The following is a 12,902-nucleotide window of genomic DNA, read 5'->3' as shown; positions in this document are numbered from 1 at the left end:
GCACGGTGCGCTTACGCCGACTTGATCGAGTCGCGCACCGTCTGGCGGGCAATACGGAAGGCGTTCGTGACGATCTGCGCCCGGGCCTGCAATTGTTCGGTCGTATAGTGCCGCATGCCCTCGCTGGGGGGCAAGCCGGCAATGGCCAGCGTCAATGGCATCAGGTCGAGGAACTCGCGGTATCGCCGCTTGACAGCCTCCTCGTCGACAGACATCGCAATCTCCTCGGTCGCAACAAGATGGGTCCACCGTCGCCAGTGGCCGCCGCCGACGAACCGCCAACCACTGGCCAGCTTTCGACCCTATTCCAAGGCGAGTGGAGTCGCAAGCGCAAATCCGTCTAGGGAGCGCGCGGAGAGAACCCCAGGCGGGGGCGGCATCGTCGGCCCCGCACGGAGGAAAGATGAGAAAGGGCCGGGCTAGCGTCGCTGGAAGAATTTTCGCAGCACGTCGGCCGCGGCCTTGCCGCTGTCGTTGCTCGCGTTCTTCGGGGGCGCGGCTGGCTTGGGGGGGGCCGTGTGAGCGCTGTCGGTCTTCGTCTCGGCAGAATCGTCGCCGGGGGGGAGCATTACCGTCGTCCGGAGATTGATCTCCTCGGTGTCTCCCGCCTCGATCTCGCGCGTCTCCTGCATCTCGGGCTGCGTCTCTTCGCTGAGCCACTGGGTGACGTCGTCGTCGGCTTTCGCCCCAGGGCCGCCATTGGCGGTCCGGGTTGCCGCATCCTTGACACTTGTCACCTTGGGCCGCTTCTTCGCAGCTGGCAACTCGACGATGACGAGTTCGAACTGCAACGGGCCCACGCGCAGCTTGTCGCCGGCGCGCAGTTCTCGCTCACCCACGATTTGCTCGTCGTTGACGAACGTACCGTTGCGACTTCCGAGATCGCGCACCACGACGAGCGAATCTTCCACCATCACCACGCAATGGTGGCGGCTGATCAAATCGCTCTTCGGGCGCAAGTGGCAGTCTTCAGCTCGGCCAATAAAGAACTTCGGCGCGGGAAGTTTGACTTCCTGTCCGCTATTTGCCCCCGCCAATACTTTCAGTCTCACGTCCATGGTTCGGCGTTGCTCCGCAGGGGAAGCATCTGACAGATAGAGGAATACGAGGTAACGATAGCGCTCGACGAATCCTCTGCGTTCAACGTCTCCGAATCCAAGGGCTTTCGACTTCCGTCGGCAAACTCCCCTAGGGGGTTTGTCGACCCACGAGACCAACCCGCATCATTCGGGTTTGGAATCGCGGCGAATTGGCTTTCAAACTTCTACTTCTATTGTTACGCGGGCCGGGGCAAAACAGCCCAAGCTCCACGGTTTTTCTAAACGGCCCTATTATGTTCCCCCCTCTTGCCTTGGCAAGAGAAGTTTTCATGCCCCCCCTTCGCTGACAAAAATGCAAGGCGAACGCTTACCGAGGCGCGCCATGAGGCAGGCAAGTCCTCGCCGCCGATCAACTGCAAGAGATAGGCTGTTCCGAATCGAACGCAGCCGACGTGTCGCGCATCCCCCCCAGAGGCGGCTACTTTCCGTAATGCCGCATCGCGCAAAGGCTGCCCTTCGATACTACCCGTCGACGGGGTGCAAGTCAAAATCAGGGTCAACGGGATAGCCTCTTTCAGCGGTCGATGTCGACATGGTCGCGCACCGTCCACTTCTGCAAACGCTGATGTTAGCGTGCCAAGGTCCAGTCGCGGTTGCCGTACCGCGTCTCGACCAATGCTCCGGCCGTAGCTCGTTCAGTCGAGCTCAGTGGACGCATCTCGAACGCGAGTCGCAGTTGAGTGGCCAACTCCTTCTGCAATTCGTGAGCCAAACTGTCGGGCGATCCTTGAAATTGCGAGATTTCGCGTAAACCCGGGATTTGTGGCGCGTGGAGAGATGTGGCCAACAAGATGCTGCCGTGCTGGAGAATGGCCTGCCGTTGTCGACGCTGGGCGCTCCCCGCGATTTTTGACGGCCCGACCACGACATCCCCTGGCGCGCGGCGTTCGAAGCAGAGAAAGGGCTGTTCCGCCGGAGGGCGCGCCTCACGGTGCTCGGCCAGCTCGGCCGACACTTTGCTTCGCGCGAGAACGGTTACCAGCGCCGCGTGGCAGTGGCGGTAGAGCGTCTCGGCATCGGCCGCCAGCGGATGCTCGATCCCAACCACGAACGAGTAAGTCAGCTCGCGATCGTGCAAAATCGCTCCCCCTCCGCTGGCCCGGCGTACGAGCGCCAGCTCCCCCCGCTCGACCATGTCGCGGTAGTCTGGCGGAAGCGACTGGAAATAGCCTAGCGACAAGGTGGGCTTTTCCCACTGGTAGAATCGCAAGGCACAGCCGAGTTCATTCGGCTCGGCCACCCCGATCGCCAGCAGTTCATCGACCGCCATGTTCCAGGCAGCCCCCCCCGGCGGATCGACCAGCAAGCGACAGCGATGCGCGGTAGCGAGGTTCATGCGGAGTCGATGGCGGTACGAGCCGAAACGAGCAAGTCGCTACGACTCAGCCCCCTGGGTGGCTGCTGACCAGCGTAATACCGGCTGCCGGGCGGCACGCACTTCGTCGGGCCGGCTGATCGGAGTCGTATGGGGAGCTTCGTGCAGCAGATCGGCCGGCTCTTCGGTAATGCGAAAGAGGGTTTCGGCGAAACGATCGAGCGTGTCTTTGCTTTCCGTTTCGGTCGGCTCGATCATCATCGATTCCCGCACCGTCAGCGGAAAGTAGACCGTGGGGGCGTGGAAGCCATAGTCGAGCAAACGCTTGGCGATATCCATCGCCGAGATGCCCTTGCTCGACTTCAAGTCCGCCGCCGTGGCGACGAATTCGTGCATGCAGCGATCCCCCTGTGGCACCGGCAGGATGTGCTTCACGCGACTCAACAGGTAGTTGGCATTGAGCACGGCGTTTTCAGAAACTCGCTTGAGCCCGTCCGGGCCGTGCGTCCGCAGATAACAGTAGGCACGCACGAGCACGCCCGTGTTGCCGAAAAAGCTGCGCACGCGGCCGATCGAGCGGGGGCGATCGTAGTCGAGCGCGTAACGCTCCCCCCGCTTCACCACCACGGGGGCGGGCAGGTAAGGAGCAAGCATCTCGCGGACGGCGATCGGACCGGCGCCGGGACCACCGCCGCCGTGGGGGCCGCTAAAGGTCTTGTGCGGATTGAAGTGCATCATGTCGGCGCCGAAATCGCCCGGCCGCGCGATGCCGAGAATCGCGTTCATGTTCGCGCCGTCGAGATAGATCAGCCCCCCCCGAGCATGTACCTTGGCCGCGATGTCGGCGATCTGCCGGTCGAAGAGCCCCAGGGTATTGGGATTCGTAATCATGAACACGGCGACGTCGTCGTCGAGCTTCGACTCGAGATCGGCCACGTCGACAAAGCCTTGCGGCGTGCTGCGCACCGTGACCGCGTCGAAGCCGGCAATCGTGGCGCTGGCCGGGTTGGTGCCGTGCGCACTGTCGGGCACGAGCACCTTGGTCCGCTTCTCTCCCCGTTCGCGGAAATAGGCCGCCGCCACGAGCAAGGCCGCCAGCTCGCCGTGCGCACCGGCCGCAGGCTGCAACGAAACGGCGTCGAGACCGGCAATCTCGGCCAGCATTTGCTGCAACTCGAACAACAGTTGCAGCATGCCTTGTAACGAGCTTTCGGGCTGGTAGGGATGCAGATTCACGATCCCCGGCAGGCTGGCCAACCGCTCGTTCCGCTTCGGATTGTGCTTCATCGTACAGGACCCGAGCGGATAGAAGTGCGTGTCGACCGACATGTTCAAGGTCGACAAGTTGGCGAAGTGTCGCACCAGATCGGGCTCGGCCAGTTCGGGCAGATCTGGCGGCGTTTCGGTACGGTGGCTCGCCGGCAACAAATCGTCGAGCGGTTGCTCGGGCACGTCGCTGGCGGGGAAACGCGTCGCGCGGCGCCCCGGTTGAGACAATTCGAACAACAAACGTGTGGCACGTGTATTACGCATGGAGAGAACAAGCCTCGCTCTGGGCATGAGCTACGCAGTCGGCCAGTCGATCGATCTCGTCGCGCGTCCGTTTCTCGGTCACGGCGACGAGGAAGCAGTCGGCCAGTTCTGGATACCAACGCCCCAACGGCACGCCCGCGAAGAAGCCGGCTCGTTCGGCCGCGGCAAGCAGTTCTGCCACATGCCCGTCGACATCGCGGACAACAAACTCTTTGAAGTAGGGCCGCTCGAAGACCGGCGAGACGCGATCGGTCGCCGCGAGCTTGTCGCAGGCGTAGTGCGCTTTGCGCAGCGAGAGTTCGGCAACTTCGCCCAGGCCGCGCGGCCCAAGCGACGCGAGATAGACGGTGGCCCGCAGGGCGAAGAGCCCCTGGTTCGTGCAGATGTTGCTGGTGGCCTTTTCGCGGCGAATGTGTTGCTCGCGCGTCTGCAGGGTGAGTACCCAGCAGCGGCGTCCGCGGCGATCGACCGTTTCGCCCGTGATGCGGCCGGGCATGCGACGCACCAGCTCTTCGCGCACCGCCATGATGCCCAGAAACGGCCCACCGTACGAGAGCGGACTACCGAGCGACTGACCTTCGGCCACGACGATGTCGGCGCCGTAATCGCCCGGCCGCTTGAGCAGGCCCAGGCTGATCGGGTCGACCGAGGCGACGACCAACGCCCCGGCCCGATGGGCGATCTCGACCAGTGTCTCCATCTCTTCGAGACAGCCGAAGAAGTTCGGTTGTTGCAGCAGGACGCACGCGGTCTCGTCGCTGACGGCGGCGGCCAGATCGTCGGGGGCGGTCGTCCCCTCCGGGGTACCGACGGTGACCAGCTCGGCTCCCAGGCTACGCAGGTAGGTCGACAGCACCGCGCGATACTCCGGGTGTACGCTGGCGGCGGTCACCACGCGGCGGTGACGTCGCGTCGCGGACATGCTCATGAGCACGCCCTCGGTCGCGGCGCTCCCGCCGTCGTAAAGGCTGGCATTCGACACGTCCATGCCGGTGAGCTGGCAAATGAGCGTCTGATACTCGAAGAAGGCCTGCAGGTTTCCCTGGCTCACCTCGGGCTGGTAGGGCGTGTACGACGTGTAGAACTCTCCGCGCGAGCCGACGTAGTCGACCACGGCGGGGATGAAGTGATCGTAGCTGCCGGCTCCCAGGAAGCAGACCCGTTGGTCGGTCGAACGGTTGGCCGCGGCTAGCGCCGATACATGCTGCGTCAGTTCGAGCTCGCTCATGGCGGGCGGAATCTCGAGCGGGCGCTGCAAGCGCAGCTCGGCGGGCACGAGCGAAAAAAGCTCGTCGATCGAGCCGACGCCGATGGCCGCGAGCATCTGGCGCTGGTCTTCGGGGGTGTTGAACACGTAAGGCATCGTTCGGCTGAAACCTCCTGTAAAGCCGGCGTGAGGGCCGGACTCATACTGCGTCGAACGCTAGTTGCGGGTGGCACGTCATCCCAACCCGAAGCGTCAGCGAGGGGGAATCACGGAATGAGCACCATTTGAAGTGCCCCCTCGCTCATACTTTGCGCTTGCGATTGCGTCAATCGCACATGCCAACCACTGGCGTTGTCTCTAATGTCCTTCTTCCGCACATTGCCGCTCGTAGGCGGCATGGTCGAGCAATGCTTTCAGCCCGCTTTCGTCGGCGATGCGAATCTTGACGAGCCAACTCCGACCGTAAGGATCCTCGCCAAGCCACTCGAGATGATTGGCCAGATCGCCATTCACGGCGACCACCTCGCCCGTAACGGGGCTGTACAGGTCGCTCACCGCTTTCACCGATTCCACTTCGCCGAAGACTTCTCCCGCCTTGAGTTGGCGTCCGACGTCGGGCAGGCCGAGAAAGACGAGATCCGTGAGCGCCTCGACGGCAAAGGCCGAGATGCCCACCGTGGCTACCTTGTCGCCGCCGTCGTTGGCGACGTGGACCCATTCGTGCGTCTTGGCGAACAGCAATTGATCGGGTGTCACGCGGAGAACTCCTTTTCCTGTACGAGCGCGCCGGGCGAATCAGCTTTTCGCGCGGCGATAAAAGGGCATTTTGACGACATGCGCCGCGGCGGCCTGACCGCGCAAGTCGACCTGCAGTTCGGTGCCAGGGACCGCCAACCCCGGGCTCGCGTACCCCAGGGCAATGGGACGCTCGAGCGTGGGCGAGAAGGTTCCGCTCGTCACGCGGCCGACCGCTTGCCCGCCCGACAGAAGGACGTAACCTTCGCGGGCAGGACGCCGTCCGGCGATCTCCAGACCAATGCGGCGCGGGCGAGACTTGTCTTGTCTCAGGGCGATGAGTGCGTCTCGTCCCGGAAACTCTTTGTCGAGATTCACGGCAAAGGCGAGTCCCGCTTGGAACGGATCGGTCTGTTCATCCAACTCGTGCCCATAGAGGGGCATCGCCGCTTCCAGCCGCAGGGTATCGCGAGCGCCCAACCCGGCCGGTTGCGCGCCCAGGGGCTGGCCAGCCGCGAGCAAACGCTCCCACAGCGGCAAGACGGCCGCCGCCCCGACGATGAGCTCGACGCCATCCTCCCCCGTGTAACCGGTGCGACTGACGACCCCCCCGTGCCGCGCGATCAGCGCTTCGGCGGCCGAATAGTAGGGCATGGCTGCCAGATCGACATCGCAAAGAGGCTGCACGAGCTCGAGTGCGCGCGGCCCCTGCACGGCGACCATGGCCCAATCGTGCGTGAGATCGGCGTAGCGGCAATCGTCCGACGTCGCGTCGTGATGCGAGTCGAGCCAGGCGATGATCTTTTCGCGATTGCTCGCGTTCACCACAAGCAGGTGATAATCGTTGCCCGCGGCGTCGAGCAGGCGGTAGACGAGCACGTCGTCGAGGATGCCTCCCGCCTCGTTCGTGACGAGCGAATAGACCACCTGACCGGGGGCGAGATCGCTCACGCGGCGCGTCACCAGGCGATCGAGAAACCGCGCGCTGCCGGGGCCATCGAACCGGATCCGCCCCATGTGCGAGATATCGAACAGGCCCACCGCCCGACGCGTGGCCTGATGTTCCGCCACGATCGAGCCATACTGCACCGGCATCGCCCAGCCGGCGAAGTCGACCATGCGGGCGCCGTGCGCAGCGTGCCAATCGTGGATCGGCGTCTGGGCCAGCGTGCAGCTCATGCAGCACCTCGGGCGCGACGTGGTGAAACAATGCAATCCCCGCCGGCGGAACCAAAGCCCCCGGGGGCGTGCGAGGATTGCCAAGTTGCCAAAACAATCAAACCAAACAAGCGTGCCCGTATTGTAGCGGTCGCTCGCCGGACCGCCAGGGTCGTCGCCGGAAGAGTGGTCAGTGGGCAGTGGTCAGTGGGCAGTGGCAAAATTGTTCCACCTAGCGGCCTGGACGGCGTTTGCGTTTGCCTTTGCTCTTGTTCTTGGAGCCGTTGCTGGCGTTCTTCTGACCTTTCGTCTTTCCCTTCTTACCGCCGTGCGGCTTGCCGCGATCGCCCGTGCGGTCGTTCGGCTTTCCGGCGCCAGGGCGTCCCACGTGTGAGGAACCGCGGCCTGGCTTGTGTTTAACTTCACCACGGCGCTGGTCGACAGCCGGCCGCGTCGCGGGGCGTTTTTGCCGCGCCACGAGCCGGAAATCGAGTTCGCGGCGATCCACGTCGACGCGTGCTACCGAAACCCGCACGCGATCCCCCAAGCGGAACGAGTTGCCGGCACGCCGACCGCTGAGCGTGTGTGATCGCCGATCGAAATCGTAGTAATCGTCTTCGAGCGAGGTGATGTGAATCAGCCCCTCGGCCGGCAACTCGATCCCCTGCACGAAGAGGCCGAAGTCCTCGACCCCGGTCACCACGGCGTCCATTGCCTCGCCGATGCGCGTGCTGAGGTAGGCCAGCAGCTTGATTTTAGTCAACTCGCGCTCGGCGTCTTCCGCACGCTGTTCCCGCTCGGAGCAATGTTCCCCCGCGATGAGCAGGTCGTTCGCGTCCTGCGTTGGCTTACGCTTCGCGAGCAGGGCATCGATCAGCCGGTGAATCGTCAGATCGGGGTAACGTCGAATGGGGGACGTGAAGTGGCAATAACAGTCGCTGGCCAGCGCGAAGTGCCCTTCGACCTGAGGACTGTACACGGCTCGCTGCAGGCTGCGCAGCACGGCGTAGTTCACCGCTCGTTCCTCGGGCAACTCGCGCACGGCCTCGAGCAGTCGTTGCAATTCGAACCGGCTCTCGAGACTTTCGACTTCGAACCCCAGCTCCTTGACAAATTCGGTGAGCGCCTTGAGCTTGCGCGGGTCGGGCGCCGTATGGACGCGTCGCAGGAACTCGAACTGCGCCTCGTGCAGCGTCTCGGCCACCGCTTCGTTGGCCGAGAGCATGAACTCTTCGATGATCTGATGACTGACCGTATTCTCGACCACGTGCGCGCCGGTGACGCGGCCATCTTTGTCGAGATCGACCTTCACCTCGGGCATCGACAGCTCGAGCGATCCGCGCCGGCGACGCCGCGCACGCAGCGTCATCGCCAATTCGTGCATCCGACCGAGCAACTCGTGAACCTCGGGGATGAGCTTCTCGCGCCAGATCTCGGGATCGGCCAGATAATCGTCCACCTCTTCGTAGGTGAAACGGCGGCAGCTCTTGATCGCCGCCGAGTGTAGATCGACCGCCACGGGAGCCCCGTCGGCCGTGAATTCGATGTAGCAAGTCTTCGTATAGCGCACGCGATCGGGTTGCAGACTTGCCAGCCCGTTCGAGATGACCTCGGGCAGCATGGGGAGCACGCGATCGGGCAGATAGACGCTCGTCGCGCGATTGTACGCCTCGCGATCGAGGGCCGATTTCGGTCGCACGAAGTGCGAGACATCGGCAATGTGTACGCCCAGACGCCAATGTCCCTTTTCAATGCGCACGAGCGAAATCGCATCGTCGAAATCGCGCGCGTCGATCGGGTCGATGGTGATGATCGTCTCGTTCGTCAGGTCGAGCCGATCCTGCAGCTCGTCGGGATTGAACTGATCGGCCTCGAGGCGAGCTGCTTCGAGCACATCGTCGGGAAAGGCGTCGGGCAGGTTGTATTCGTAAATGATCGTCTGCGTGTCGACGCCCGGCTCGCCCCGCTTGCCGAGCACTTCCGTAATCACACCTTCTCCATCGTGGATGTGCGACGGAAAGCGGACCATCTCGAAGACGACCTTGTCGTCGGGCTGCACATTCTTCGCGCCGGTGTCTCCCACCGAGATGGGACGCGCGAACAACGTGCCATCGACCTGCACGTAGCCCGTGCCGGCGGTCTCGAAATACGTGCCGACGAACTGGTGCGTTTCTCGCTGGACGACCTCGACGATCGTCCCCTCAGGCTTGCCACGCCAGTTTTTTCCCTGGGCGAGGCGGACGCGGACCGTATCGCCCGTGGCGGCATCGCCGGCGCGATCCTCGCGAACGAAGATGTCCGCGTCGCGGCCGACGGAAGGCAGCGTGCCGGCGGGCCGGACGAAGCCGAAGCCCCGTTCCACGCGGCGGAAGATACCGGTAATGAGTCCACCGTCTTTTGAAGCGGCGGCGCCCGTGGGACGACCGGGACCGACGAGATGGTTGGCCCCGTAGGCAATCTTGCCTTGTTTGACGAGTCGTTTAATCAGTTTCTTCAGCATCGGACGGTCGTCGTCCGAGAGACCGAGTTGCTCGGCCAAAGCTCGCGGCTTCATCGGCCGATAGCCGGGCGCAAGCACGAGCGCAAGGAGCGCTCGTTCGAGATCTTCGTTGGGCATGTAATCTTGCCGCGCGGGGCGGCAGTCCTGGGAAAATGTGTTGTCTGTGTTTCATTGCGTCGGCCCTGGCTGGGCACGCGCAGCGGGGGGCGCGCTCAACGGGCGCCCTGGGCCGGAACGGCGTGCTGGCCCTTGAACAGTTTGCGACCCAGTTGCTGGTGGTAGATCGTCCAACTGCTCTCGGTGTTCGGGTCGTCACGCATCTGTTGCTCGAAAGCGTGGATCTTCGCGTCCAGGTTGTCGAGTTGCGCGAGGGCCACCGCTTCGAGCGTCATCGGCAGCTTCGGGCTGCCAAACTCGTACTGTCCGTGATGGCTGACGATCATGTGCTTGAGCCGAAGCACCAGCTCCTCGTCGATGGGCTCGCCGGCCAGGGCCTCGGCCTCGGCAACCTTGCGGTCGAGCATGCCCACGGCCATCACGACGTGACCGATCAACTGCCCTTCGTCCGTGTAGCTGAAGGCGCGATCGTAGGCCAATTCCTCGGTCTTGCCCATGTCGTGGATGAACGCCCCCATCAGCAACAGCTCGGAGTCGATCATCGGGTAGCGGTCGGCGATCCGCACGATCACCTCGAGCAGATTCACGACGTGCTCGAGCAGTCCGCCCACGTAGGCGTGATGGTGCTTGATCCCGGCCGGGGCACGGCAAAAGCGCCGCATGAACTCTTCGTCGATGAGAAACGCTTCGGCCAGGGCACGCAGGTGCGGGTTCGTCAGACCCCGCAGCAACTCTCCCAAGCGTACGACATACCCGTCGATCTCGCGGGTCGCCAGGGGCATGAAATCCGTTTCGTCGACCTCCTCGGGCAGCACACGCGTGATATTCGTCACGATCAGTTGCACGGCCCCCTGGTAGACCTGCGTGCTCCCTTCGATGCGAACGTAATCGCCGTTCTCGAAGCTGCGATAGACGTGCTCCGAAGCGTTCCACATGCGCGCCCCGATGCGCCCGGTGCGATCCGAGAGTTCGACCTGCAGGTACAGGTTGCCGTTGCGGTTCGGCCGCAGTTGCTTGTCGGCGGCGAGAAAGATCTCGTCGACCGAGTCCTGGTTGCCGAACTGCGCGATGAAACGACGTGGCATGCGAAACACTTTCTCGAAGCGGGGAGAGATGCGGGATGGGGCGCCCATCGCCTCGGAAATGGCGAAACGAAGCGCGGTGCCACGATTCTAGGGGAACCACCGTACAGGCGATAGGGACCGTCCCGCGATCCGCTCGTTGACGCCGCTCGTCACTCGGTCGGCTGGCAGAAATCGCCTTTGACAAAGGAGAAGACGACGGCGTCGAACTGGTTCCCATGGACGCGCAAGCGACGGCGCAGAATCCCCTCGCGCAGGGCGCCGGTCTTTTCGGCCGCGCGGACGCTGCGCGTATTGCCCACGGCGGCCACGATCTCGATCCGCTGGAGATTCAATACATCGGTGCCCCAGGGAGCGAGCAACCTGGCGGCCCGCGTGGCCATGCCGCGTCCCGACTTGCTGGCGCGCACCCAGTAGCCCAAGTTCGCCCGGTGCGTGTCGTGATCGAAGTGGTTCAGGCCCACGGCGCCACAAAACGAGCCGTCGGTGGCATCGCCGATGGCAAAGCTGTACTCGCGCCCAGTGCGCCAGTGGTCGGCGCAGAGCGAGAGCCACGAGACCGATTCCTCGCGCGTGTAGTCGGCATGCGCCCAGGGAAGCCAGGCGATCATCTCGGAGAGCGACTCGCGCACCGAGGCGTAAACATCGTCGGCGTCGCTTTCGCGGACCGGGCGCAAGACCACGACGCCATCGGTCAGCACGGTGCGCTGGGGATCGAGCGGGCGGATGGGGGCAACCGTCGTAAAACCCATGATCTCTGGCGTGGACGCTGGGGTCATGCGTGCTGTGTCACCCGTGAATCGCGCGGCGCGAAAGATTACTTACCCGGCCACCACGCGTCGAGCCGCGTGCGGAGCCGGGCGACCGTCTCAGGCTCTTCGGCTGCGATATTCTTCGTCTCGGTGGGGTCGTTGGCAAGGTCGTAGAGTTCCACCAGGGCAGGAGATTTTGCCGGGACGATCAGCTTCCTGTTTCCTGCGACACACCAGCGGTGGGTCAGGTTCGCCGCCGGGCGGTCGATATCGACGGCATTGTGCGTGAAGATCTCGCCACAGATCGTGTCCCGCGGATAGGGGCTTCCCGTCGCCACCTCCAGCAGATTCGTACCAGGCAAATGGCTCGGCGGCGCGACACCGCAGGCGGTGAGCATCGTCGGCACGAGATCGACCGTCGAGATGGGCGTGGCGATGCTCGTCGGCGAAACGTGCCCCGGCCAGCACACGATCACGGGGGTCCTCACGCCTCCATCGTAGGGCGAGAGCTTGCTCTTGGGAGCAAAGCCCCCCCGGGTCGTCTTGGCCTCCCCCGTCTCTTGGATCCAACCGTTGTCGACCGCGAACACCACCAGCGTGTTCTCTGCCAGCCCGCGCTCGTCGAGCAGGGCGAGCAACTCACCGATCGTCTCGTCGAACCACTCGCACATGGCCCAGTAGGCCGCCAGCTGGGGATGCCGATCGGGCGCAGAGTATTTCTCGAGCAGCCGCTGCGGCGGGTTGTGCGGCATGTGAGGCAACAGCGGCGCGTACCACAAGAAGAACGGACGCTCGCCGACCGTGTCGAAAAACTCGCCGATCGGCGCGAGCCCTTCTCGACCGATCGTCAGCCCCACGTCGCCGTGCCGCCCGCCCCGCGTGGGATCGCCGTGCGACATGGCATGCGTGAAGCCCCCCAGCGCGGGCTGCCCCTCCCACCATTTGCCCGTCTGCAGGCTCAGGTAGCCGGCCGGCGCCAAGAGGCGCGGTATCGTGGCATGGCCGCTCATGTGTCGCAGCATCAGCGAACGATCGACGCCAGGCGGAGGATCGTTCGACGTGATGCCATGCTGATGCGGAAAGAGTCCCGTGGCAAAGGTCGCCAGGCTGGCGCGGCAGAGGCTCGTCGGAACGTAGCCGTGCGTGAAGACGGCCCCCTGCGAGGCAAGCCGGTCGAGGTGCGGCGTCGCGATCGTCGGGTGCCCCATGAACCCGAAATCGGTCCAGGCCTGATCGTCTCCCAGAATGAGGACGACGTTCGGCCCGCGCTCGGCGGAGATCGATAGCGAGGGAAACACCAGGACGCACAGCGCCACGAGGGCAAACAGCCCCACCACGCGCGCGAAGAACGAGCTTCGAACGAATGCACAAGAATTCATGAGGCGAGCAAACCCAGTGGGACT

General features: G+C 64.0%; 11 protein-coding genes. All 11 read right to left on the bottom strand.

The window, feature by feature from the left end:
• Positions 1-11 precede the first annotated feature (11 nt).
• On the bottom strand, positions 12-215 hold the full coding sequence (locus KF708_01815; protein MBX3411425.1) for a hypothetical protein: 204 nt from the start codon (positions 213-215) through the stop codon (positions 12-14).
• A gap of 204 nt (positions 216-419) precedes the next feature.
• Positions 420-1,052 (bottom strand): FHA domain-containing protein, encoded by a 633-nt coding sequence (locus KF708_01810; GenBank protein MBX3411424.1) that lies wholly within the window; start codon positions 1,050-1,052, stop codon positions 420-422.
• Between the two features lie 616 nt (positions 1,053-1,668).
• Positions 1,669-2,436 (bottom strand): lipoate--protein ligase family protein, encoded by a 768-nt coding sequence (locus KF708_01805; protein MBX3411423.1) that lies wholly within the window; start codon positions 2,434-2,436, stop codon positions 1,669-1,671.
• 39 nt (positions 2,437-2,475) lie between these two features.
• Positions 2,476-3,948, bottom strand: coding sequence for an aminomethyl-transferring glycine dehydrogenase subunit GcvPB (gene gcvPB / locus KF708_01800; protein MBX3411422.1), 1,473 nt, complete (start codon positions 3,946-3,948; stop codon positions 2,476-2,478).
• Positions 3,941-5,311 carry an aminomethyl-transferring glycine dehydrogenase subunit GcvPA gene (gcvPA, locus tag KF708_01795; protein ID MBX3411421.1) on the bottom strand — a complete coding sequence of 457 codons (1,371 nt, stop codon included), beginning with the start codon at positions 5,309-5,311 and terminating at the stop codon, positions 3,941-3,943. The genes gcvPB and gcvPA overlap by 8 nt, the downstream gene beginning before the upstream one ends.
• Positions 5,312-5,512: 201 nt before the next feature.
• The gene (gene gcvH / locus KF708_01790) at positions 5,513-5,911 is read right to left on the bottom strand and encodes a glycine cleavage system protein GcvH (protein MBX3411420.1); all 399 of its coding nucleotides are present in this window, start codon (positions 5,909-5,911) and stop codon (positions 5,513-5,515) included.
• 39 nt (positions 5,912-5,950) lie between these two features.
• The gene (gene gcvT / locus KF708_01785; protein ID MBX3411419.1) at positions 5,951-7,069 is read right to left on the bottom strand and encodes a glycine cleavage system aminomethyltransferase GcvT; all 1,119 of its coding nucleotides are present in this window, start codon (positions 7,067-7,069) and stop codon (positions 5,951-5,953) included.
• Positions 7,070-7,280: 211 nt separating this feature from the next.
• Positions 7,281-9,665 (bottom strand): ribonuclease R, encoded by a 2,385-nt coding sequence (gene rnr / locus KF708_01780; GenBank protein ID MBX3411418.1) that lies wholly within the window; start codon positions 9,663-9,665, stop codon positions 7,281-7,283.
• A gap of 95 nt (positions 9,666-9,760) precedes the next feature.
• A complete protein-coding gene (locus tag KF708_01775; protein MBX3411417.1) occupies positions 9,761-10,750 on the bottom strand; it encodes an HD domain-containing protein in 990 nt (329 codons plus the stop codon).
• 149 nt (positions 10,751-10,899) lie between these two features.
• Positions 10,900-11,526 (bottom strand): GNAT family N-acetyltransferase, encoded by a 627-nt coding sequence (locus KF708_01770; protein ID MBX3411416.1) that lies wholly within the window; start codon positions 11,524-11,526, stop codon positions 10,900-10,902.
• A 38-nt stretch (positions 11,527-11,564) separates the two neighbouring features.
• Positions 11,565-12,878: a sulfatase-like hydrolase/transferase gene (locus tag KF708_01765; GenBank protein MBX3411415.1), complete on the bottom strand. Its 1,314-nt coding sequence runs from the start codon at positions 12,876-12,878 to the stop codon at positions 11,565-11,567.
• Positions 12,879-12,902: the final 24 nt, after the last annotated feature.

The organism is Pirellulales bacterium (assembly GCA_019636335.1).
In the GTDB taxonomy this organism is placed as follows: Bacteria; Planctomycetota; Planctomycetia; order Pirellulales; family JAEUIK01; genus JAHBXR01.
The sequence above is the reverse complement of the archived record's forward strand: the minus strand, read 5'-3'. Positions and strand labels throughout refer to the sequence as shown.